Origin of the sequence: Arthrobacter pascens (genome assembly GCF_030815585.1) — a bacterium.
Taxonomy (GTDB): Bacteria; Actinomycetota; Actinomycetes; order Actinomycetales; family Micrococcaceae; genus Arthrobacter; species Arthrobacter pascens_A.
Genome location: NZ_JAUSWY010000001.1, coordinates 3,347,891 through 3,370,260 on the forward strand (window position 1 = coordinate 3,347,891; position 22,370 = coordinate 3,370,260).

General features: G+C 63.5%; 24 protein-coding genes and 1 pseudogene. 14 read left to right on the plus strand and 11 right to left on the minus strand.

The features are described 5' to 3' along the window. Positions 1 to 64: 64 nt before the first annotated feature. Positions 65 to 1,276, minus strand: a complete 1,212-nt coding sequence (gene fdhA / locus QFZ30_RS15435) for a formaldehyde dehydrogenase, glutathione-independent (RefSeq protein ID WP_307077659.1) — start codon at positions 1,274 to 1,276, stop codon at positions 65 to 67. 275 nt (positions 1,277 to 1,551) lie between these two features. Beyond that, positions 1,552 to 3,066 (minus strand): MFS transporter, encoded by a 1,515-nt coding sequence (locus tag QFZ30_RS15440; RefSeq protein ID WP_307077661.1) that lies wholly within the window; start codon positions 3,064 to 3,066, stop codon positions 1,552 to 1,554. Between the two features lie 458 nt (positions 3,067 to 3,524). Between QFZ30_RS15440 and QFZ30_RS15445 the strand changes: the two genes are divergently transcribed. Continuing rightward, a complete protein-coding gene (locus QFZ30_RS15445) occupies positions 3,525 to 4,418 on the plus strand; it encodes a potassium channel family protein (RefSeq protein ID WP_307077663.1) in 894 nt (297 codons plus the stop codon). Positions 4,419 to 4,609: 191 nt separating this feature from the next. Here the strand turns inward: QFZ30_RS15445 and QFZ30_RS15450 are convergent, their stop codons facing one another. The 3 genes and pseudogenes from QFZ30_RS15450 to QFZ30_RS15460 form a co-directional block, all read right to left on the minus strand. After that, the gene (locus QFZ30_RS15450; RefSeq protein ID WP_307077665.1) at positions 4,610 to 5,818 is read right to left on the minus strand and encodes a virginiamycin B lyase family protein; all 1,209 of its coding nucleotides are present in this window, start codon (positions 5,816 to 5,818) and stop codon (positions 4,610 to 4,612) included. Continuing rightward, complete coding sequence (locus QFZ30_RS15455; RefSeq protein ID WP_307077667.1) at positions 5,815 to 6,522, minus strand: hypothetical protein; 708 nt, start codon at positions 6,520 to 6,522, stop codon at positions 5,815 to 5,817. Before QFZ30_RS15455 ends, QFZ30_RS15450 begins: the two co-directional genes overlap by 4 nt. Before the next feature lie 78 nt (positions 6,523 to 6,600). Next, positions 6,601 to 6,773 (minus strand): annotated as a pseudogene (locus QFZ30_RS15460) (amino acid ABC transporter ATP-binding protein); the annotation flags it as partial. Between the two features lie 310 nt (positions 6,774 to 7,083). On the opposite strand from QFZ30_RS15460, the gene QFZ30_RS15465 reads away from it, so the two are divergent. Next, the gene (locus tag QFZ30_RS15465; RefSeq protein WP_307077669.1) at positions 7,084 to 7,554 is read left to right on the plus strand and encodes a hypothetical protein; all 471 of its coding nucleotides are present in this window, start codon (positions 7,084 to 7,086) and stop codon (positions 7,552 to 7,554) included. A 261-nt stretch (positions 7,555 to 7,815) separates the two neighbouring features. Beyond that, positions 7,816 to 8,583 (plus strand): zinc ribbon domain-containing protein, encoded by a 768-nt coding sequence (locus tag QFZ30_RS15470; protein WP_307077671.1) that lies wholly within the window; start codon positions 7,816 to 7,818, stop codon positions 8,581 to 8,583. A gap of 154 nt (positions 8,584 to 8,737) precedes the next feature. Here QFZ30_RS15470 and QFZ30_RS15475 read toward each other — a convergent pair whose 3' ends face one another. Genes QFZ30_RS15475 through QFZ30_RS15485 form a run of 3 tightly spaced genes read right to left on the minus strand, consistent with a single transcriptional unit; the run spans position 8,738 to position 11,408 of the window. Further along, positions 8,738 to 9,520, minus strand: a complete 783-nt coding sequence (locus QFZ30_RS15475; protein ID WP_307077673.1) for an amino acid ABC transporter ATP-binding protein — start codon at positions 9,518 to 9,520, stop codon at positions 8,738 to 8,740. Next, positions 9,517 to 10,500 carry an amino acid ABC transporter permease gene (locus QFZ30_RS15480; protein WP_307077675.1) on the minus strand — a complete coding sequence of 328 codons (984 nt, stop codon included), beginning with the start codon at positions 10,498 to 10,500 and terminating at the stop codon, positions 9,517 to 9,519. Before QFZ30_RS15480 ends, QFZ30_RS15475 begins: the two co-directional genes overlap by 4 nt. Positions 10,501 to 10,505: 5 nt before the next feature. Then, on the minus strand, positions 10,506 to 11,408 hold the full coding sequence (locus QFZ30_RS15485) for an ABC transporter substrate-binding protein (protein ID WP_307077677.1): 903 nt from the start codon (positions 11,406 to 11,408) through the stop codon (positions 10,506 to 10,508). Positions 11,409 to 11,757: 349 nt separating this feature from the next. Between QFZ30_RS15485 and QFZ30_RS15490 the strand changes: the two genes are divergently transcribed. From QFZ30_RS15490 to QFZ30_RS15500, 3 genes are all read left to right on the plus strand, one after another. Then, positions 11,758 to 12,219 carry a MarR family winged helix-turn-helix transcriptional regulator gene (locus QFZ30_RS15490; protein WP_307077679.1) on the plus strand — a complete coding sequence of 154 codons (462 nt, stop codon included), beginning with the start codon at positions 11,758 to 11,760 and terminating at the stop codon, positions 12,217 to 12,219. After that, positions 12,216 to 13,475, plus strand: coding sequence for an MFS transporter (locus tag QFZ30_RS15495; protein WP_307077681.1), 1,260 nt, complete (start codon positions 12,216 to 12,218; stop codon positions 13,473 to 13,475). Before QFZ30_RS15490 ends, QFZ30_RS15495 begins: the two co-directional genes overlap by 4 nt. Positions 13,476 to 13,722: 247 nt before the next feature. Further along, on the plus strand, positions 13,723 to 14,865 hold the full coding sequence (locus QFZ30_RS15500) for a GmrSD restriction endonuclease domain-containing protein (RefSeq protein ID WP_307077683.1): 1,143 nt from the start codon (positions 13,723 to 13,725) through the stop codon (positions 14,863 to 14,865). Positions 14,866 to 14,890: 25 nt separating this feature from the next. Here the strand turns inward: QFZ30_RS15500 and QFZ30_RS15505 are convergent, their stop codons facing one another. Continuing rightward, positions 14,891 to 15,616: an SDR family oxidoreductase gene (locus QFZ30_RS15505; RefSeq protein ID WP_307077685.1), complete on the minus strand. Its 726-nt coding sequence runs from the start codon at positions 15,614 to 15,616 to the stop codon at positions 14,891 to 14,893. A 54-nt stretch (positions 15,617 to 15,670) separates the two neighbouring features. Between QFZ30_RS15505 and QFZ30_RS15510 the strand changes: the two genes are divergently transcribed. The 4 genes from QFZ30_RS15510 to QFZ30_RS15525 all read left to right on the plus strand — a co-directional run bounded on the left by QFZ30_RS15510 (position 15,671) and on the right by QFZ30_RS15525 (position 17,606). Next, the gene (locus QFZ30_RS15510) at positions 15,671 to 16,252 is read left to right on the plus strand and encodes a TetR/AcrR family transcriptional regulator (protein WP_307077687.1); all 582 of its coding nucleotides are present in this window, start codon (positions 15,671 to 15,673) and stop codon (positions 16,250 to 16,252) included. Positions 16,253 to 16,304: 52 nt separating this feature from the next. Continuing rightward, entirely contained in the window at positions 16,305 to 16,751 is a 447-nt protein-coding gene (locus tag QFZ30_RS15515) for a MarR family winged helix-turn-helix transcriptional regulator (protein WP_307077689.1), read from the plus strand. 72 nt (positions 16,752 to 16,823) lie between these two features. Next, the gene (locus QFZ30_RS15520) at positions 16,824 to 17,144 is read left to right on the plus strand and encodes a DMT family transporter (protein ID WP_307077691.1); all 321 of its coding nucleotides are present in this window, start codon (positions 16,824 to 16,826) and stop codon (positions 17,142 to 17,144) included. Positions 17,145 to 17,180: 36 nt separating this feature from the next. Then, positions 17,181 to 17,606 (plus strand): DMT family transporter, encoded by a 426-nt coding sequence (locus QFZ30_RS15525; protein ID WP_307077693.1) that lies wholly within the window; start codon positions 17,181 to 17,183, stop codon positions 17,604 to 17,606. A gap of 16 nt (positions 17,607 to 17,622) precedes the next feature. Here QFZ30_RS15525 and QFZ30_RS15530 read toward each other — a convergent pair whose 3' ends face one another. After that, positions 17,623 to 18,192, minus strand: coding sequence for a hypothetical protein (locus QFZ30_RS15530; RefSeq protein WP_307077694.1), 570 nt, complete (start codon positions 18,190 to 18,192; stop codon positions 17,623 to 17,625). Positions 18,193 to 18,553: 361 nt separating this feature from the next. Here QFZ30_RS15530 and QFZ30_RS15535 point away from each other — a divergent pair, with 361 nt between their 5' ends. Next, entirely contained in the window at positions 18,554 to 19,210 is a 657-nt protein-coding gene (locus tag QFZ30_RS15535) for a VOC family protein (RefSeq protein WP_307077696.1), read from the plus strand. Between the two features lie 134 nt (positions 19,211 to 19,344). On the opposite strand, the gene QFZ30_RS15540 is transcribed toward QFZ30_RS15535, so the two are convergent. Continuing rightward, a complete protein-coding gene (locus QFZ30_RS15540) occupies positions 19,345 to 19,851 on the minus strand; it encodes a GNAT family N-acetyltransferase (protein WP_307077698.1) in 507 nt (168 codons plus the stop codon). Positions 19,852 to 20,203: 352 nt separating this feature from the next. Between QFZ30_RS15540 and QFZ30_RS15545 the strand changes: the two genes are divergently transcribed. The 3 genes from QFZ30_RS15545 (at position 20,204) to QFZ30_RS15555 (ending at position 22,347) form a co-directional block, all read left to right on the plus strand. Continuing rightward, positions 20,204 to 20,422, plus strand: coding sequence for a hypothetical protein (locus QFZ30_RS15545; protein ID WP_307077700.1), 219 nt, complete (start codon positions 20,204 to 20,206; stop codon positions 20,420 to 20,422). Between the two features lie 321 nt (positions 20,423 to 20,743). Continuing rightward, positions 20,744 to 20,968: a hypothetical protein gene (locus QFZ30_RS15550; protein ID WP_307077702.1), complete on the plus strand. Its 225-nt coding sequence runs from the start codon at positions 20,744 to 20,746 to the stop codon at positions 20,966 to 20,968. A gap of 197 nt (positions 20,969 to 21,165) precedes the next feature. Next, positions 21,166 to 22,347: a TerC family protein gene (locus QFZ30_RS15555; RefSeq protein ID WP_307080294.1), complete on the plus strand. Its 1,182-nt coding sequence runs from the start codon at positions 21,166 to 21,168 to the stop codon at positions 22,345 to 22,347. Positions 22,348 to 22,370 lie beyond the last annotated feature (23 nt).

Below are 22,370 nucleotides of genomic sequence, written 5' to 3' on the forward strand. Positions count from 1 at the left end.
GACCGCGACGCAGAGGACTCATCAGCGTTCTGCCTCTGGCCCGGGCACCCGGCCCGGCAGGGGCTCAGCTGAGATACCCGTTGGGGTTGAGGACGTACTTGGTGGCCGCGCCGGCGTCGAACTCGGCATAGCCCTGGGGCGCCTCCTCCAAAGTGATCGCCTTCGCGTTCACGTTCTTGGCGATGCTCACCTTGTCATGCAGGATGGCCATCATCAGTTGCCGGTTGTACTTCATGACCGGGCATTGTCCGGTGGTGAAGCTGAGCGACTTGGCCCAGCCGGTGCCCAGGCTCAGGCTCAGCGCGCCCTTCTTGGCGGCTTCGTCCACGCCGCCGGGATCACCCGTGACGTAAAGCCCGGGAATGCCCAGCGCACCGCCGGCCGCGGTGATTTCCATCAGCGAGTTCAGCACGGTGGCAGGTGCCTCCTTGGCGTCGTGGCCGTGGCCGCGCGCTTCGAAGCCCACCGCGTCCACGCCGCAATCCACTTCCGGGACGCCCAGGATCTGCTCGATCTGCTCCGCCGGCCCGCCCATGGTCAGGTCAACGGTTTCGCAGCCAAAGCTGCGCGCCTTCGCCAGCCGGTCCCCGTTCAGGTCCCCCACAATCACGACGGCGGCACCCAGCAGGTGCGCGCTGGTGGCCGCGGCCAGTCCAACAGGACCGGCGCCCGCCACGTACACCGTGGAACCCACGCCCACCCCGGCCGAGACGGCGCCGTGGAAGCCCGTGGGGAAGATGTCCGAGAGCATGGCCAAGTCCAAGATCTTCTCCAGGGCCTGATCCTTGTCCGGAAACTTCAGCAGGTTCCAGTCCGCGTAGGGAACCAGCACGTAGTTGGCCTGGCCGCCCACCCAGCCGCCCATGTCCACGTAGCCGTAGGCACTGCCCGGCCGGTCCGGATTAACGTTCAGGCAGATGCCGGTCTTGCGTTCCTTGCAGTTCCGGCACCGGCCGCAGGCGATGTTGAAGGGGACCGAACAGATGTCTCCCTCTTTGATGAACTCGACGCCGGGCCCCACCTCCACCACCTCGCCGGTGATCTCGTGCCCCAGAACCAGGTTGGGCGGGGCGGTGGTGCGCCCGCGGACCATGTGCTGGTCCGAACCGCAGATGTTGGTGGCCACTGTTTTGAGGATGACCCCGTGAGGTACCGAACGCCCCACGTTCGCCGGGTTAACGCCCGGACCGTCCTTCAAATCGAAACTTGGGTAGTCGATATCGATCAGCTCAACCTTGCCTGGTTCCTTGTAGGCAACGGCTTTGTTCCCAGTCATCCTTGCTCTCCTCTTGCCACCACGGCACGCCCCGAGGAGCCGCCGTGAATCGTGAAGTGTTGCGATGGACCCCGGTCAGGGACTCGTCCCGCGGAACAAACTGCCGGATGGCTTACTGGCGTTGGGGTATAGCCAGTCTAGGCGCGCCGGTCCGGAGGGGGCCATAGCCGGCACCCCCTCTCTACTCCCCTATGTCCAGCACATCCGTGACGACGGCGGCACCCCACTGGGCGGTCACCACACCGACGCCGTCCCGCGGCTTGCGCGCTCCTCCGTCAGCGCTCCCCCGGCCTCCCCTGAGGTTCCGCGTGCGCCGCCCTCGCGGCCTCATAGCTGCTGTCGAACGGCAACGAGTCCATTTCCAGAAGAGGGTTATCGTCCTGCGTCGCCACCAGTTCGCGGGCCGCTTCATCCGAGTCCACGCTGGGCATTGACCCGGGCAGGTGCCGCCGGGCGGATTCCGGCAGGAAGTAAATGGTGACTGCAGCGATCGCCGACGTGGCCATCAGGTAGTACGCGGGCATCATGTCGTTGCCCGTCGCCTGGATGAGCGAGGCGATGATGAACGGGGTGGTGCCGCCGAAGATGGCGACGGCAAAGTTGTAGGCGATGCCCATGGCCGCGTAGCGGTGGGCCGTGGGGAAGATCGCCGGCAGCGCCGAGGCGAGGTTGGCAACGAAGAACGTGACCGGGAATGCGACAAGGGCCAGGCCGGTCAGGGTGGCCGGAACGGTTCCTATCGAGAGCAGAAGGAACGCTGGGATCGCAAAAACCACCGTGCTGACTGCACCGATCCAGAGCACGGGACGTCGCCCGATCTTGTCCGAAAGGTGTCCGGTGAAGGGGATGCACAAAGACATCACCACCAGGACGGGGATGGTCAGCAGCGTGCCGTGGATCTCGTCGTATCCCTTGTTGGTGGTCAGGTACGTCGGCATATACGACGTGAGGGCGTAGCCCACCGTGTTGGCAGCAGCCACCAGGATCATGGCCAGCACGATCCTGCGCCAGTGCTCCTTGAAAATGCCCACCGGCCCCACGGGCCCGATCACCTCGCCGGTCTCAGGATGGCGGGCGGCTTCCTCTTCCTGTTCCAGGGTTGCCTGGAACGTTGGTGACTCCTCAATCTTCAGCCGGAAGTAGATGGCGATGATGCCGAGCGGACCGGCCACCAGGAACGGAATGCGCCAGCCCCACGCCTCCATCTGGTCCTGTCCCAGCGTCAGCTGAAGAACGGAGACCAGAGCCGCGCCAAGGGCGAAGCCAAGGTAGCTGCCCATGTCCAGGAAACTGACGAAGAAGCCCCGGCGCCTGTCCGGCGAATGTTCACAGACGAACGTGGTGGCGCCGGCGTACTCACCGCCGGTGGAAAACCCCTGGATCAGCTTGGTGACCACGAGAAGTATGGCGGCCCAGATGCCCAGCACTGCGTAGCCCGGCAGGAGGCCGACGGCGAACGTCGCCGCCGCCATGAGCATCAGGGTCATGGCCAGCACCTTCTGGCGGCCGATCTTGTCACCCAGCCAGCCGAAGAACACCCCGCCCAAAGGGCGGGCAATAAACGTGGCACCGAAGGTTCCCAACAGGAACAGGTTCTGTACGGCTTTGTCCGCTTCGGGCAGGAACACCGGGCCCATGGTGGTGATCAGGTAGCCGAACACACCGACGTCGTACCACTCCATGGTGTTGCCGACGATGGTGCCGCCGAGCGCTTTCTTCAGCGTCCGGTGGTTAACGACGTTGATGTCCGGCACGCGGAGGCGGCGGATCTTCGGGGGCTGTGCGGTCATAGCTGCGGCCCTCCCGCAACAACGTTCAGGTGGTCCCGGCACTGGCTTTGTTGCATTTTCATTCCTCCACTGGAGGTCACGCGCCGCCCCCACGTGGCGCCGTCTTTTGCTTGGGGCAGCGAAACGGCCGAACCCAAGTGCCCGGCAATCGTGCCGGACTGTCGAGAGGAGTCCGATGTCCGTAGAGGACATTGCGCGGAAAGAACCCTGCGTTCAGTCCTGTCCCATGCGGCATTGAGACTCGGTTGCGGTGCTCCGATCATTTTGGCACTGCTGCCCGGCGCACATCAACGGCGGGATGCTGGCATTACGGATGGCACAGCCAATGGCCCAAGACGTGAGTCCGATAGTCATCGGCGGGTTCAAGCCCGCGGCCGGCTCAGCAGCGGACGCGGAAGCGGATGTGGGCGGCCTCCGGCGCAAAGCATGAACAAAGAACTGCGCCTCTAAGATGAGGCATGGACTTCGAGGACGCGCTCTGGACAGTGGTGGGCGCCGGGCTGATTCTGCTGATGCTCGCAGACGTCTTTCACACACTCCTCTATCCGCATGGCTCGGGTCCTGTGGGCCGGACGATCATGCGCGGATTCTGGCTCCTGTCGAGAAGGTCCAGGGGCCGGGCCTCCACCATCGCGGCACCCCTGGCAATGGCTGCCGTCATCGGCGCCTGGGCAGGCCTGGCAGCCATAGGGTGGGCCCTGCTGTACCTGCCACATCTGCCGCAAGGCTTCGTTTACGAACAGGGCGTGCCACAGCGGGGCGACTTCGCCGAAGCGGTCTACATCTCGATGGTCACTCTTTCCACCGTGGGATTCGGCGAAATTGTGGCAGCGCATCCACTGCTCAGACTCGTCGCGGCCTTCCAAGCCGTCACAGGTTTCGGGTTGCTGACGGCCACGGTCACCTGGATCCTGCAAACATACCCGGCCCTTAGCCGCCGCCGGGCCGTTGCCCACCACCTGAACCTGTTCAAGGAAGCGGCAGGTCCGGAGGGCGTAACGTCGCTGGATCCACGGCATGCCGCCGGGCTGCTCGAATCACTGGCCAGAAACGTGGCATCCGTCAGCATAGATTTGCTGTCGTTCCATGAAACGTACTACTTCCGCGAAGTCGAGCCGAGGGGTTCCCTGCCAGCAACCATTGCCTATGCCCACCAGCTGGCGTCGGAGGCCCAACACAGTGAAAACCCGGAACTCCGGTTTGCCGGACGGATGCTTCATGCAGCGCTAAACGATCTCGCGGAGGTCCTTCGCGGCAAATTCGGTCATCCAGGGACGACGTCGTCGGAGGTGTTTGACAGCTACGCGCTGCACCACAGACACCGACAGCCACGGGAACAGGACAAGGAATAGGTCTCGTCTCGCACCCAGGGAGACGGAATCCCTGCGTTTGACACGGTGCTTCGGGTGATCGTCGGCCGTGATCCGCGCCGCCGCAGACTCGCGAGGGTGGCGCGCCGGCGATCTGGATGCTGCGCTGTGGCAAGTCGGTATTTAAGTGGGCTCGTGCTCCCCCAGGAGCCGCACCTGTTCCACGGGGCTAACTAAGTAATCGTCCCGACGGTTGCCGGGACGATGTCTTGGCCCTGCCTCCTCCGCCGGCCCAGCAGTACGACGACGGCGACTGCGCCGCCAAGCAGCAATGCCGCCGCCCCGGCAGCCACCAAAGGAACAGCCGAATCGAAAGCGCCCGCTGCGGGGTCTGCGGCAGACAGAGGGGGCTCGGCTCCGGGCGCCGCCCCCAACTCCGCGCCGGGCGAGGCCGCCGAGGCACCGGAACCGGCCGACGCCGCCGCCGGTATCACCGTCAGTGACCTCCCGCCCCTGTTCACCACCACCACTGTGCCATCGGCCCGGACAGCCATCCGGCCGGGATCCTCGCCGGTCCGAACCGCCTCCGAGGCAGCCACCGCGCCAGCAGGAATGACCGAGACCGTGTTGTCCGAACTGTTCGTCACGTACACCGTCCCGTCCGCAGCGGCCACCACTTCCTGCGGCGCACTGCCCACGGGGATCCGCCGTGCCACCGTGGTGCCGCCGGGCTCGATGACCGCCACGTCGTTCGTAAGGATGTTTGCCACATAGACGGTTCCGTCGGGCGCGGCCGCAATCCCGTGCGGATGGGCCTTCCCACCGATGTCGATGGTGTGTGAGGGGCTGGGCACGCCGGCGGGCACCACCGTGACCGTGCCCGCAAGCTCGTTGGTGGCGTAGGCGGTCCCGTCCTTCGCCACGGTCACCTCCACCGGAGAAGGACCCGCCTGGATGATGCGCTCAATCCAGGCGTCCCCCGGCAGGACCACCGACACGCTGTCCTCGGACGGATTGGCCACGTACAACGATCCGTCCGGTCCCACCGTCAGCCAGTGCGGGCCCGAGGAAACCTTGATCGCCAGGGCCGCCTCGTTCGCGCCGAGGGCCACCACACCGATTTCAGCCTGCCCGGAATCGCCGGCCTGAGTCACGTAGAGCGTGCCGTCCGGGGTGATGGCCAGCGACGACGGGAAGCGCCCCACTTTGATGGTGCGGGACGGCAGCGTCTCCCCTGGTGGGTAGACACTGATGCCGCCCGCCCAGTCGTAATCGCTGACATAGAGGGTGCCGTCCGGCCCTTCCACTACGCCCAGTGGCTGGATGCCGATGCCGATCATGGTCCCTTCGTCCGCGGACGCCGGAACCGCCCCGACCACGGGGGCGAGAAGGAGCGCGGCCACCGCGAGCAGCGCCGTCACAGCGGCGCGCAGAGTGCTCATCGCCGGCCCCCGACCAAGCGTGCCAGCGCCGAGCGTACGGGCAGCACGTACCAGGCCAGGCTGGCTGTAAGGAGCACCCCGCCGAGGGTCAGGAGAAGCGGCAGTGCGTCTAAGGTTTCGGTGCTGGTGGCCTGCCCGCGGGCTACCAAGGCAGTCCCGGAGGCCGACGACGGCGGTGACACTGCCGCCGTCGGGCTCGCTGAGATGGTGGGGACCGCTGCCGTGTCCGCCACTGGCGCGGCGGCGTCCGCCGACGGCGGGACTTCCGCCGGTGCAGCTTCCGCCGGCACTTCGGCGACAGGCTGCGCGGCGGGCGGGACATCGGCAGCCTGGTGTCCGCCGTACTGCCGCGGGACATAGGCCTGCACCGGAACCGGGTATACCGGCGCCGGGGCAAGTTGGACGGTTGCGGGTTGGGGTGTCGCCGGTTGATCAGGTTGGACAGGCACCGGCTGAACCGGTGCCGGCTGAACAGGTCGCTCAATCACCAGAACAGGGTCCGGGACGGGAGCGGGATCAACCGGAGGCTCCTCCACCGGAACCGGATCAGGGGCTCCGGGGACCTGGCCGTCGTCGTAGCAATATCGGATGTCGTCAGACATCCAGCAGATAAACTCGGCGTGCGCCGGGGCTGGTGCCAGCAGCACCGCAACCCCGGCCAGCAGGGCTATGCCGGCAGCGCGCCGCAGTGGCATGATTCTCACGATTGTTTCCCCCAAAACTGTGGCCGGCCTGCGGCAATGCTCCGATCCTACCTGCACTCCCGGCTCCCACGTGTACACCTAAGCCAGTCCCTCAGAGCACCTTGACAGGAACGCCTTGGTCCGTTCTTGCCGGGGTTGCCGAGCAGCTCGCGGGGCGGGCCTGATTCGACCACAACGCCGCCGTCCATGAATACGATGGAGTCCGCCACTCCCCGGGCCAAGCCCACCTTGTGGGTCACCACAATCATGGTCCGAACCCGGCACAAAGTCCCCGCGGAGGCCTCACGTTAGGCGCGGCCAACCGCGTTAGGCGGCCGCCGGAGGATTTGCGCAGGAAAGCGGGCACGCCGTCAACTTCTCCCACGTATTTCCGCATTATTGCCTCAGGAAATAGCCAATAAGAACAGACTTGTCGAATTGTGGAAAAAATGGTCGTAGCCTGACTTGATAGCCAATGTTGAGGCTCATGAGTGCAGCGAGAATTCAGCAAAAATTCTCATTACACGGACTATCCACAATTCTTGCCCTCGCCTTCAGCGTGATCAGGTAAGCGTCGCCTTGATGTTTTCAACGGAGGCAGCGATCGACAATGAAAAGAGAAAATTGGAAATGAAGAAAGCATTGGCTGCTGGAGTCTTCCTGTGTGTGGTTCTCGCCGGCTGCGGCGGAGGCGGTACAACGCAATCGGCTCCTGCAGTTACCCACGTGGTGACGCAGACAGCGACAGCAACCGTGACAGCCACACCTGCCCCGGCCGCGGTGGTTCCCGCAGCACCTGAACCTGCCCCGGTCGTTCCCGCGGCACCCGTACCAGTTGCGCCAACAACCGCTCTCATTCCTGCAAACGTGGCGGGGATGAATGCCGAAGCCCTCGACGACGATCTAACCGCCCTGGGGTTCAAAAAGGTCATTTACAATTCCGACACAGGTAAGACAGTTCTGCTGCTCAGCAACTGGACCGTCACGGGGATAGATGGGCCTGGCAGCGAGCAATCTGTCGATCGAGCTGTCGTGGTCCACGTGACCAAATAGACACCTCCTTCTCGGTGGACAGATCACCGAAGTTTCCCGCCCTCTTGATTGGCTCGGGTGCGGTAGGTGTGCTGAGGTGGGCGCGCACTCTTTGTACCGGGACCACTTCCGTCTCCTGATCGAGGCCGTAGCGATGGGCCCCTGCCACATACGTAGCACCCCACTCGGTTCACCAAAAGAAAATGTCAGTCGGCAGCCACATGCTGAGCCCTGGAGTTGAGTTCCGCGTGGTTTATAGAAATTGGTAAGGAGATTCAAACAATGAATATTCCAACGGTGAACGATTCGTCGGAAGACAACATCGAGCCAACTTATGGACCACGGAGGGACAGCCGCAGCGGCCCGCAAAATTCGGCCACCTCCGACACGACGGCCGCAGATCCTGAACAAAATCCTGAAGGTCCGCCGACAAAGGTTTGTCCTAAATGCAGCGTTCAAAACCAGACAATTGGAAAATTCTGTCCGAATTGCGGTGCACCCTACAATGCCCAGCGACTACGCGCCAAAGTCAACAAGCGAGTTTTTCTTATCGTCGCGGCCGCTCTGATTGTTCTGATTGCGGGAACCGGAGTCGTTCTAAGTATTCAGCATACAAATCAGGTCAACGCCGAACAGGCAGCAGCAGCGACGGCTTCCGAAGCCGAGAAGAAGCGTGAATCTGAGGCCGCCGAGGCCGAGAAGAAGCGTGAATCTGAGGCCGCTGCGGCGGCGGCCAGAGCGACCGCAGCGAAGCAAGCTGCCGATGCCTCCAAACGAAAGCAGCGGAATGCGATTGTCACCGCCCTTGAGGATTCCGTTCTCAAAGACGCTCAAGAGCGTGTCACGACTGGACGTCTCACGGGCCCGATCACCCTTGCATCATGCACCCCACTCGGCGGCGGTTCGTCGGATGACCTGACGGCCATCACTGGCACCTTCCAGTGCATCGCGGTCAACAAGACTAACCCCGACGGTTCATCCTCCGGTTACCGGTTCTCAGCAACCGTCAATTGGAACGACACCAGCTATACCTGGCACTTGGGCAGCTAACTCAACGAAACGGTGACCAACCTCGCTGCCGAAGCTAGTTCGGTTCTGAGTGGATTAACCCGCTCTCCTGGAAACGTCTGGAATCGGAAGCAGCGGACGCCGGAGGCTATCGGCGTAGCGTTTCCGCCCCTCATGTCCGCCTATGGCCAAACCCTCACAGCACCTTGGACAGGAACTCCTTGGTCCGTTCCTGCTGCGGGTTGCCCAGCAGCTCACGCGGCGCGCCTGACTCCACCACCACGCCGCCGTCCATAAAGGCAATGGAGTCCGCCACTTCGCGGGCGAAGCCCATCTCGTGGGTCACCACGATCATGGTCATTCCGCTGGTGGCCAGTTCCTTCATGACGTCCAGCACCTCACCCACCAGCTCCGGGTCCAGGGCACTGGTGGGTTCATCGAAGAGCATCAGCTTGGGGTCCATCGCCAGCGCGCGGGCGATGGCCACGCGCTGCTGCTGCCCGCCGGACAAGTGCGCCGGGTAGTGGTCCGCCTTGTCCGCCAGCCCGACGCGCTCCATAAGCTCCCTGGCCCGCAGGGAGGCCTTTGCCTTCGGAATGCGTTTCACCCGCATCGGCGCCTGGATGATGTTCTCCAACGCCGTCATGTGCGGAAACAGGTTGAAGCGCTGGAACACCATCCCGATATCCCGGCGCTGCAGCGCTGCCTCCTTGGGGCGGAGCTCATGGAGCTTGTCCCCCTTTTGCCGGTATCCCACCAGCTGCCCCTCCACGAAGAGGCGGCCGGCGTCGATCTTTTCAAGGTGGTTGATGCAGCGCAAAAAGGTGGACTTGCCGGAGCCGCTGGGCCCCACCACGCACAGCACCTCGCCTGCCTGGACTTCCAGGCTGATGCTGCGCAGAACGTTGTTGGAACCGAAGCTCTTGGACACTCGGTCCGCGCGGACCATTGCCGTATTAGCCATTGCTGTAGTGCTCATCCCTTGCCTCCCAATTCATTGCCCCGCGGCGCCGCAGTGACAGCGGCCACCGCTGGATCCATGTCCGACGTCGGACCCGCCTGCCGCCGCCCGGTGCCGCGGGAGAAGCGCTTTTCGATGAAGTGCTGGCCCACCATGAGGACGGAGGTGAACAGCAGGTACCAGATGGACGCCACGATCAGCAGCGGGACCGGCGTGAAGGTCACCGCGGAGATCCCGCGCGACACCCCGTACAGGTCGATGCTGAGCGGAATGGCCGCCACCAGCGACGTGGTCTTCAGCATGGAGATCACCTCGTTGCCGGTGGGCGGAATGATGATCTTCATGGCCTGCGGCACCACCACGTAGCGCATGGTCTGGCCCCACGACATCGCGAGCGCCGTCGACGCCTCCTCCTGGCCTTCGTCCACGGACAACAGCCCCGCGCGGACGATCTCGGACATGTAGGCGGCCTCGTTCAGCGCCAGTCCGATCACCGCGGTGATGAAGAGGTTGGTGAACACCCCGTTCGGAATGGTGATCCACGGATCCATGAACGGAATCCCGATGGTGAACACGGGGTAGATCAGCGCCACGATGCCCCAGAACACCAGCTGGACGTAAACAGGGGTCCCGCGGAAGATCCACAGATACAGCCAGGCGATGCTCTTGACCACCGGGTTGGGTGAGAGCCGCATGATGGCCAGGAGCAGCCCCAGGACGATGGCACCGGCCATGGAATAGACGGTGAGCGACAGGGTCACCCACGCCGCCTGGCTGATCCTGCGGTCGAAGAGATACTTGCCCACGTCCGCCCAGCCGTAGTCGGGCCGCTGCGAGGCATCCACAATGAACAGCGCCAGCATCAACACCAGCACGACGGCGATCGAGATCCGCCAGGGGTGGCGCAGGGGAACGGCCACAATGGCATCTCCCTGCGTTTCAGTTCCGCTGGCGGCGGGATTGGGCCGGGTCGCCTCGGCAGGCTTGGAAACAGTCATGGTGGTTACCCGTTCGACGACGCCACGTTGAGCGCCGCCGTCTTCACGCCGCCGCTTTCCACGCCCCATTTGGACAGGATCCTGGTGTAGGTGCCGTCGTCGATCAGGGCCTGCAGTGCCTTCTGCAGCACCGGGGTGAACTCGCTCCCCTTGTCCACCGGAATGCCGTACGGCGCCACTTCGAAGGCGTCCCCTGCAGTCTGCAGCTTCTCCTTCGTCTGGGAGATCGCATACAGGGTGACGGGCGAGTCCGCACTCATCGCGTCCACCTGGCCGACAACCAGGGCGTTGGTGGCCTGGTCCTGGGCGTCGTACTTGAAGATCTCGATGGCGGGCTTGCCCGCCTCTGTGCAGGCCTTGGACTTGGCCGGCACCTCATGGGTGTCCTCATACGTGGTGGCCTGGACGGCGACCTTGAGCCCGCATGCGTTGTCCGGGTCCACGGCCTTCCCCTTCGGAGCGGCCCACTGGATGCCCGCCGAGTAGTAATTAACGAAGTCCACCTGCTTTTCGCGTTCCAGCGTGTCGGTGAACGACGACACCCCCATGTCATCCTTGCCCGCCTTGACGGACGGGAGAATGTTGTCGAACGTGCCGATATCAAAGTTGACCTTCAGCCCGAGCGACTCGCCCAACGCATTGGTGAGGTCCACCGCCCAGCCGGCCGGGGCGCCGTCGGCATTCTTGAATTCATTGGGCGGGTAATTGTTGGCCATTCCCACATTCAGGACGCCGGCACTTTTCATCTTTTCCGGCAGCAGCGCCGCAATGGCCTCATTCTTCTGCACCGGGGCGTCCGCGGAGGAGGATGTTTTATCCGTGGCGGCCGGGGCGCTGTTGTCCACGCAGCCTGAAAGCAGAAGCGCTGTGGCCGCGGTAAGGGCTGGAATTACGTATCGGTTGCGCATTGGATCCTTAGTTGGTTGACGCTGTGGGTCCGGCACCGCGATGCTCCTGGGTGCGAGATTCCTCTGGACTGCAAAATCAGGCAGGAAATCAGGGGGGAATTGTGGCGTCCGTCGGGTGGGGCGGCATTCCGTAAGTCGCGGATGACTTCCGGGCCTCTGGCCTTCAACTCGGAGCTAGTGGATACGCCTACCAGCGTCACTGTACGCCTCAGTAGGTCCGCGAGGATGCCCAAAACGCGGCTGCCCCCAGGAACTCGGGCAGTTGCCGCCCTGTCATACCCGGAGCATAATTGTTAGCGTAGCTAATTAGCATTGCTAAGCATTTATGGCCAGGAGGAGCAGCGGCATCATGAGCACCACCGAAACGGCGAACCGGGAGGCGTCGAACCCCATCGAGCCGGACAACCTGGCCATCGACCTTCGGACGGCAGTGATGCGCACATCCCGCCGGCTCCGCGTCGAAGCAACGGGTGACGTCATCACGCCGGGGCAATACACAGTATTGGCCCAACTGCACGGCAACGGCCCCCGTACGCTCCGGGAACTGGCCGAACGCGAGCACGTGCAGGCACCGTCCATGACCCGGATTGTCAACGCACTTGCCGACCAAGGGTTCGTGGGCAGGTCAGCCCGTCCCGACGACGGCCGCCAGGTCCAGGTGGACATCACCCCTGCCGGCAGGGCCGTGCTGGAGCAGGCCCGAAACCAGCGGACGGCGTGGCTGGCGCAACGGGTGGCCGGCCTCAGCGATGCGGACCGGCTCGTCCTGAGCCGCGCGGCGCACATCATGCAGGAGATGGCCGGCAAATGAGCGCCATGTTCCGTGCCCTGGAGAACCGCAACTACCGCATCTGGGCCAGCGGGGCGCTGGTGTCCAACATCGGCACCTGGATGCAGCGGGTGGCGCAGGACTGGCTGGTCCTGACGGTGCTCACCAACTATTCGGGCGCCGCCGTCGGCATTACCACGGGCCTGCAGTTCCTTCCCATGCTGCTGCTTGGACCGTACGGGGGTGTGCTGGCTGACCGGTACCGCAAGCGCACGATCCTGCTGTGGACGCAGCTGGCCATGGGCCTGTGCGGGCTGGCCGTTGGACTCCTGGTGGTGACTGGCAGCGCCCAACTGTGGCACGCTTACGTCGCCGCATTCTGCCTCGGAATTGCCAGCGCCATTGACGCACCCGCGCGCCAGGCTTTCGTCTCCGAACTGGTGGGGCAGGACAACGTCGCCAATGCGGTGGCCCTTAACTCAGCATCCTTCAACACCGCCAGGCTCACCGGTCCTGCCATCGCCGGCGTGCTGATCGCCTGGGTTGGCACCGGGCCCGTCTTCCTCCTGAACGCGGCCAGCTTCGCCGCCGTCGTCATCTCGCTGTTCCGGATCCGCACCTCAGAGCTGGCACCGGCCTCACCCGCGGTCCAGGGCAAGCATCAGGTTGTTGAGGGCGTGGGCTACGTGCGCCGCCGCCCGGACCTGGTGCTGATCCTTGTCCTGGTGGGCATCCTGGGAGCTTTCGGCATGAACTTCCCCATCACGAATGCCCTGATGTCCACGACCGAATTCGGGATGGGGCCGGGCGAGTTCGGGCTTTTGGGCTCCATCATGGCGGTCGGGACACTGGCCGGTGCGCTGCTCGCAGCGCGCAGGTCGGGGCCGCGGCTGCGGTTCCTGCTCAGCGGGGCGCTGGGGTTGGGGTTCTTCACGCTGGTTGGCAGCGTGTCGCCGTCCTTTTGGCTGTATGCGGCCGTCCTGATACCTGTGGGCCTGGCATCCATCACCTTCCTGAACAGCTGCAATACCAGCATCCAGCTGTCGGTGGAGCCGCAGTTCCGGGGGCGCGTATTGGCCCTGTACCTGGCCGTGCTTCAGGGCGGGACTGCCCTGGGGGCGCCCCTGATGGGGTGGATCGGCACAGAATTCGGCGCGCGCTGGTCCGTGGCCGCCGGCGGCACCGTCGTCCTGCTGACCGGCCTGTCCGCCGTGATCGTGGTCAGCCGGAGGAGCCGGCTGACCTTCCGGGACGCCCTTCGGGTTGCATTCAGCGGGCACCGGGAAACGGCCGTCTAGGGACCGCCTCGCGGGACCCATCGGCCAGTGTTCCAGGGCACGGCCCGCGCCGCGGGTCGGCGCGGAGAGCCCGTCCCGAATCTTGAGCCAATACTTCACCCATCTTCGGCTGACGCTGATTTGGGGTGGCTAGCTTTGGTGCATCAGCGAGATGGAAGGTGCACTGAAATGACTATTTTTGAATACCTCTCAGGTCTAGCCATCATCCTCGGTTCCTTGGCAGCCGTCCTGGGACTTTCTGCCGGAATTGTCCGCTACCGGTCACGTCATTAGGGATACCTCTCGGCCGGGCGGGCGCAAAACAGGCGCCATCGTCGTCGGCGTATCCGTTCTCCTCTTTGTTGCCGGCGCCCTCAGTCTGCCGCGCAGCACGAGCGCGGACCTTGAGTCGGCGACTGCACAGAACCACAAGGCCGCCACACCTGCCGCTCCCGAAGCCGGCTCCGCCTCACCGTCTCCGACAGCAACTCCCACGCCGTCTGAGACTGGATCGCCGCTTGACCCTGAGACTATTGCGGCACTCGCAGCCGGCGTCGGCGTGGCGCCACCTCACGCCCAGCCGGCCTACGCGACCAAGGCACTGGACCTGCTCGCGACGCTTCAGGTCAAGGGCAGGGCTCCGAAGACAGGATACGACCGTGCACTGTTCGGCCAGGCGTGGCTCGATGTTGACCGCAACGGCTGCGATACGCGGAATGACATGCTCAAACGCGACCTGACCGAGGTGACGTTCACGAACAGCGTGCCCTGCAAGATTCAGAGCGGGAACCTCGCCGATCCCTACACCGGCACGAACATTGCCTTCCTGCGGGGCACAACCACAAGTACCGCCGTCCAGATTGACCACGTCGTGGCACTCAGCGACGCATGGCAGAAAGGCGCCCAGCAGCTGACCACCGAGCAGCGCACGGCGTTCGCCAACGACCCGCTGAACCTCCAGTCCACGGACGGACCCACGAACATGAAAAAGGGCGACGGCGACGCCGCCACCTGGCTGCCGCCGAACAAGGGGTTCCGCTGCGAGTACGTCGCCCGTCAGATTTCCGTGAAGGCGACGTACACGCTGTGGATCACCCGGGCTGAGCATGACGCGATGGCTCGAATCCTTGCTGATTGTTCGGGCCAGCTGGCACCGACCAGCGAGAAATCCCCGCCCGCCAATGTTCCGTCCGAGGCTGTCGCGCAGGCACCTGCTCCAGCTCCTGCGGCTCCGGCGCCCGTCCCCGTGGCGCCCGCGCCCGTGCCCGTCCCTGTGGCCCCCGTGCCCGCGGCCGTGTCGTACGCAAACTGCACTGCGGTGAGAGCAGCCGGAGCAGCTCCGATCTACGCCGGGCAGCCGGGTTACAGCCGCAGCTTGGACCGCGATGGCGACGGCATAGCTTGCGAATAGTGAGTCACTTCGAAGGGCCGTTCGTTCACATGGTGACCAACCGCGCGCCGGCGTCCGTCTCGATGACCGTGCCGGTGATGTTGCGGTTGGTCGCGGCAAGCACGATTGCCTCGGCCACCTCCTCGGGTTGAGCGATCTGGCGTGCCGGGAGAACGCCGGCGGCGTGCTGGAAGTACGCCTGACGGTCCGCGGCCGGCATCCCGGACCACCACGGTGTGTCGACGAATCCTGGAGACACGGCGTTGACCCGGCGCGGTGCCAACTCGACCGCCAGCGGCTTGACCAGTGCCTCAACGGCGGCGTTGATCGCGGCAATGCCTGCAGTCCCGGGCATCCCCGCGCTCGCCGTGATGGCACCAACGAGAGTGATGGACGCATCGTCGGCCAGATGCGGCAACACAGCCTGCAGGGTTGTCACCTGCGCCCAGAACTTCGCATCGAACGCGCGGCGCAGCATCGCCAGATCGAGTTCACCGAAAGGCCCCGGACCCTCGGACCCGCTGACAGTCACGACCAGGACGTCGATCGGTCCGATCGCCGAGGCCACTGCGCTCATAGCTTCCTTGGAACCGGCATCCGCGACGTGTGTGCTGATGCCGGGAACCTTCGCGGCCGCCTGGCCCAACTTGGTCTTGTCACGGCCGATGGCGTGGACCGCATACCCACGGTCCTGCAGCTGAATCGCCGTCGCCAGTCCGATGCCCGAGGACCCACCTACAACCAGTGCCGTTCCCATTGCCTTTTCCATCATTCAACCTCATTTCCAATACGTGACGGTTCGTTTTGTTTACGATACGCTGGGACCATGGAAAAGCCAAGCATGCCGCGAGGGAGAACACGCAGCGAGGACAGCCGAGAGGCGATCCTCGCTGCTGCAGTGTCAATCATCGGCGCTGACGGATACGCTGCGCTGTCCATCGAGCGGATCGCACGGGAGTCCGGCACGGGGAAACAGACGATCTACCGGTGGTGGCCGACCAAGGCCGACGTCGTCATGGAGGCCCTGCTTCACAAGGCGGAGATGCACATCCCGGTCCCTGACACGGGCTCGGTCCACGACGACGTGCGCGAGTTCCTGGCCGCCTCCTGGCGGCTGGCTCGGATGCCCCAGGTCGCCGACCTGCTTCGTGCGCTGGCGGCCGAAGCCCAGCTGGACCCCGTTTTCGCTGGCCGGTTCCGGGACACCTTCATCGAGCACCGGCGTGCTGCGCTCACCACCATCCTGAGCCGCCACTCGCCTCCGCAGTCTGTCCCGGGCATCAGGGTCAGCACCCTGGTGGACGTCGTCTTTGGCGTGCTTTGGTACCGCCTGCTGATTATGCCCACCGACTTCGACGACGCGTTGGCCGATGAACTGGCCAACCTCATCACCACGGGAGCCAACTGACTGATGTAGGTTAGTTGCATGTACATAGAAGGTTCCGACCCCGGATCGCCCTTTGGACAGCAGTAACCTCAGTTCGGCGTGGTCTCAGGTCGCGGCAGTGGTGGGCGCGGTGGACGCGGCCCTCGGCAAGTGGTTGACAGACACGCATAACATCGGCCTGACCGATTACCACGCGGCGCTCCACCTGAGTAAGGCCTCGGACAGGGAGCTCCGTATCAACGAACTTGCACAAAGGGTCCACCTTAACCAAAGCTCCGCGACCCGGCTCGTAGGACGCCTTGAAGCCAAAGGGCTGGCCTCCCGGGATACCTGCCCTGACGACAGGCGGGGCGTCTACGCGGTCATCACCGATCATGGCGTGGATGTCGTAAACACAATTCGCGAATCCTACGAAACCAAGCTCGGCGAGCTGCTACGGCACGCAGACCAGCAACACCCGCACCTTAACCTCGCTGGCCTGGATCGTGCATTCGACACCATCAGGAAGCTCGTCGCCTGAACCAGGTACAGCTAACTATTTTTGCCCCAATACCTGTATGTACATGCAAAAAATACAATCGAAAGGAACATCATGAGCTGGTTCTATCTGGGAATCGCAGTCATCTTCGAAGTTGCCGTCGGCATCTTCGCCAGCAAAGCACAGGGCTTCACCAAGCTGTGGTGGACGGTCGGCACCCTTGTCAGCGGCGCGATCGCCACCCTCTTCCTCAGCCTCGCTTTGCTGACCTTCGATGTCGGCGTGGGCTACGCGATCTGGACCAGCGTCGCCGGTGTCGGGATCGTCATTTTCGGGGCGATCTTCCTCAGTCAGCGTCTGAACTGGAAGAAGGTCCTCGGCATCGCTGTCGTCATTGGCGGCGTCGTCGGGCTCCAACTCAGCGGCGCCGCATAACCCTCTCCGCCCCATCACCGTGAAAGGACACACCTGATGACCACTGCGATCAGCCCCACAATCAACCCCGCAAGGCACACCAGTAAGAAAGCAGGATCCTGGCTTGTGCTACTGCTGGCCGGAGTATTCGAGATCGGCTACGCGCTATGCGTGGCCGGCAGCAAAGGATTCACCGTCCTCGGTTGGTCGATCTCTGCCTTCATTTTCTTCCTCTTGACCTTGTTCTGCCTCAGCGTGGCGCTCAAATCCATCGACGTGGGGATCGGCTACGCCGTTTGGGCCGGCATCGGCGCCGTCGGCGCTGCCATCCTCGCACCTGTCTTCTTTGATGAGGTCCTCACCCCGATTCGCGCCCTCTGGCTGGCCGTCGTCATCGGCGGTGTCGTCTGGCTCAAGCTCGCTGACAGCGCAAAGCTGCAACGAAACCCTGAGGAGGCAACGGTCGCCGAACCAACTCGGTGATCACATCCTCTGGGCGTCAGTCTGGGCGCACATCTGTAACCTCGCCCTCTGCGGGGAGTGCCGTGTCGACGGAATTCCCTGCAGAGATCTGCCGCTTGACCTGCTCAAGCTCTTCTTTAAGCAGGTCAACGGTGGCGCGGTATTTTTCGAAGTCCGCCGTTCGGCGCCTAGCAACGGCGTAACTGATGCCGACGGCGAGAATGGCAAGTGGGAACGACACCAGCAGGGCCCAGCCGGAAACGGCCAGGAAGTCCAGCGCTACTGGAAGTGCCTGCTTGAATGCCAGGAACTCGTTCACCCCGCCCACCACTCCGTTCAGGGCGGAGTCCAGGGGTCCCAGAAACTGCCCCACGACAGGCGTCCCGGAAAACGACGGAGCGCTCAGCGGCGGTTCTCCCCCGGCGGACCAGCGCGGATCACCGAAATGGTTCAGGACGTAGATCCCGGCACCCGCGTTGAGGGCCGCGAAGAGCAGGACGGAACCAAGCCCAGTCCAATGAAGCCTACGCGGACGCCAGACGCCGGCCACAAGCGCGAAGACGGTGGCCGCAACCCAGGGAAAGATGCGGAGTTCGTCGCGGCTCATGCCGCCCAGTAGATCCAAGGAATTCCCCGCCCCTTACAGTTGGAGTCAGTGCTTGTTCCGGTCCAAGCGAGCCTATCCCAGTCACCGGGGCATGCCGCGGCCAGTACTGCGCAGGCTACCGAAATCGCATGTGTCAGCGACCCGTAGTTCCCCTAGGTGTAGCGAGCATCAAGCCGTTGCCGGAGAAATTCTTGACACACAGTCCAGTGTTCAGGCCTGACCCCGAACTAGGGTCCACCGCGGGCAGGGCCTCATGCGTCGGCGTCTTGAGCCGGACTCGACGAAGAGCCGCGCAACAGCTTGGCGGTGGCACCTGGACCGACGCCCAGAGCGTGACCTGCGTCCGCGGTAAGGTGGCCCTGTGAGCAGCACCGAAGTCGATCACCTCGTCGTCGCCGCGGCCAGCCTGGAACAGGGCGTGGCTTGGTGCGAGGTCACACTCGGCATCACGCCAGGGCCGGGCGGCAAGCACCCGCTGATGGGCACGCACAACCGGGTGTTCAGCATCGCGTCGGCCGAGTTCCCGGGCGCATACTTCGAGATCATCGCCATCGATCCGGATGCTCCGTCGCCACCGCGCCGGCGCTGGTTCGGCCTCGACGACCCGGAACTGCAGCGGCGCATCGCCCATTCACCGCGCCTGGTGCATGTGGTGGCGCGCAGCCGCATGCTGGAAAGGCACCGAGGGGGCCTTGTTCACGCCGGAATCGACCCGGGGCTTCCGGTGGCCATGTCTCGCGACACGCTGCAGGGACGTCTGGCCTGGCAGGTCTTGGTGCGCGACGACGGCAGGCTGCAGCTAGGCGGTGCACTGCCGACTCTGATCGAGTGGGACGGCACGCATCCCACCGAGCACATGGCGACAAGCGGCGTCGCGCTGCGCGAGCTGCAATTGGGCGGCCTGCCGCCGACGGTGCGCCAGCTGTTGGCGTTGCAGGGCGTGGGTTATGCCCCGGAACCGGCGCTGCGCGCCGTCCTGTCCACGCCGCTGGGCGACGTGATCCTTGAGACGGAATGACCACCGAAGAGCTGTTCCGCCAAGAAGCTACATCAAGGACACCCGTCCAGTGGCTGCAGGAAACACGTGCAGCTGACTACACGCCAGCTCGCGAGAAGGTCCTGGCACGGCCACTAACGAAGTACCAAGGAGATCTACGGCGACAGGCTCTTCGTGTACCAGGTGAACTGTCGGCCGTCACCCTCTTCGCTCTGGCGGAAAGGAACGTAGCCGGCCCGTCGGGCGACGGCAATCGATGCGGTGTTCCTCGGTTCGATTCTGAGGACCGCCTGGACTGCCCCTGCCGCCGCGGCATAGGCACCTACGAGGAGGACCGCGCGTGTGGCGATGCCCCGGCCGCGCCACTCAGGATGGAGTCCGTAGCTGATGTTCACCGTTCCCGGCTGTAGGTACGGCTGATCAAACCGCACCTCGGTCGTGCCCACAAGTTCACCCGAGCCGGCCCGTACGCCAAAGGCATGCAGAGGCCCGCCGGCTTCCCACTGATCCATGCAGCGCCCTATGTAATCCTCCACAGACTGCCGGGTGCTGATGCCCCCACTGAGCCATCTGACAAGTTCGTCGTCTTCCCCCGCCAGGTGGGGATCGACGTCCTCCAGGCAAAGCGGGGACAACCGGATAACACCATCGGTTAGTTCCAAACTGTGTCCCACACTTCATCACCGACCATGGACAGCATCCTAGCCATGCGACCCCAGCCTGGTAGTCTCACTGCCGCGTACCCAACGAACATTCCCAGTACGGCGAACCTCAAACCGCACGGCCACCGGGACTGCCCGGATCCCGTTGTCATCCGGGCCCTCTGGTGCTATTACCTTTGTATTAGACGTCTTTGGCGCGCAAAAATTCGATATTGATCAGCGGCAGCATGCGAATCAATCCGCTCAGAGCTCCCTGGGTACCAACGGACAGGACCCACTTCAGGGAGGCCGCTCAGAAGGATTTCACGGCATCGCTACTCAGCATTGGAATAGCCAGATGATGGGAGTCCAGATGGGGACAGAGACGATCCTCGCCTTCCTCGGCGGGTATATCGCAACGGCCGTCGGAGTGTTCCTGTTGTACTCGCCGGTCTTGGTTCTGTTCGCTGTGTTGCTGCTGACAGCCGGCATTCTGCAGCTCATCTCCTTGCCTTTCATCGTCATGATCCGCAGACTGCGCGGGCGCGGAAAGTCAGACTCACCATCGGATGGAACATGGCTCCTGCAGTGATGCTTGAGATTGATGCGGGCGAACCGCGGGATCACCTTGACGGGTTTGCCCGGCTCATCGAGTGATCCGCAGGGCTTCGTTCCGGTTGGTCGCTGACCAGCGCGGCGTACCGTGCCGCTTCCAGTGCGTGGACGCTGCTGAAGTCCGGCTGGCCGTTGGTTGCGTGCAGCAGTAGTAGCAGATGTTCAGTGACCTTCTAAGAAGGTTTGCGGATCGCCTGAAAGGACGGTGTTTTCTTCCGCGGTGAGGCGTACTCTGAGCAGAATCGTGCGCCCCCGAATGGGGTTCAGAGGGAATATTGGGGAAGGCGGCAGGAACGGGATGACACTCAAAGACGAGTGGGACCGACTTGATTCAGAGACGCGCAAGTGGTTCCTGGATAATCCGGGATGCGTGATGGTGCCGCGCACCGTCGCCGCGCGGATCAAACAAAATTCCGCCGGGCACATCGACGTCGACGGCCACGGTCAGATGATTCTTTCCCGTGAAGACCTCGATGTCATCCGCGAGAAGGGAACGGGTATGGCTGCTGACAAGGCTCCCTGAAGAATCCCGGTTCTTCGACGCGACGCAGCCCCGGGAAGCGCAGACCGCCGATGGAGATGAAAAGGACGGCTGTGTGGTTTTCGCGGGTCATTCGGGCGTAGCCTGACCGCAAGGCAGGAATCGGGAAGCGGGGGCAGCCCCCTTGCGCGCCATGGGTTTTCCTGCCATGCCTTCATCGGCTACTGGAAGCGGGAATGATGGACGTTCCTTCACTGGTATGGGTTCTGACCATCGCGGGAATCGTTGCGCTGCTGGTCTTTGACTTCATTTTCCACGTCCGCCACGCGCACATTCCCACGCTGAAGGAAGCGGCCATCTGGTCCTCAATGTATGTAGGGATCGCGCTGTGCTTCGGGCTGGTCATTTTGGCCTTCGGAGGTGCATCACCGGGCGCAGAGTATTTCGCGGGTTATATCACTGAGAAGGCGCTCTCAGTGGACAACCTGTTCGTCTTCCTGGTGATCATTAACAGTTTTCGGGTGCCCGGCGAAGACCAGCAAAAAGTGCTGCTGTTCGGCATAGTATTCGCGCTGGTCGTACGGACCGTCTTCATCTTCCTAGGGGCTGCACTGATCACCACCTTCGCCTGGGTCTTTTACGTCTTCGGACTCATCCTGCTGGTGACTGCGGGCAACATGCTGAGACCCGAGGGTTCGGAGGGAAAATCGGCGAGCAGCGTCATGATCCGGATAACCAAACGGCTGTTTCACACCACCGACTACTACGACGGTGACAAGCTGTTAACGGTCCGGGAGGGCAAACGGGCGCTGACTCCCATGCTGGTGGTGATGGTTGCCATCGCCGGCACTGACATTCTCTTCGCAGTGGACTCGATACCTGCGATTTTTGGCCTGACCCAGGACGTCTTCATTGTCTTCACGGCGAACGCGTTCGCGCTCCTTGGCCTCCGTCAGCTCTACTTCCTGATCGACGGGCTCCTGAACCGTCTGATCTTCCTCTCCTACGGGCTGGCCCTGATCCTGGCATTCATCGGCGTAAAACTCATGCTCCACGCCCTGCACGAAAACAACGTGGCGTTTATCAACGACGGCGATCCGGTACCGGTAATCGAGTTGGATACACGGCTTTCGCTCACAGTCATCATCGCAGTGCTGAGTGTAACTGTCCTCGCGTCCCTGCTCAGCCGCCGCGGAAAGGTTCAAGCGGTCACGTCTGCCGCCCGTCGTCATGCTGCCAACTACCTGGACCCTGACTACACCACGGAGGTCGGAGAACGGAACCGGATCTTCACGAAGCTGCTCGAGGAAGAACAACAGATACGCAGCCTCGGACCAAAACATCGCCAGCACGCTAATGACGAGAAGGACCTGGTGGACCTGATCTCCCAGGCCCACCGGAAACATGATGAAAAACTCTAAGCAAGGACACCCCTCGGGAAGGT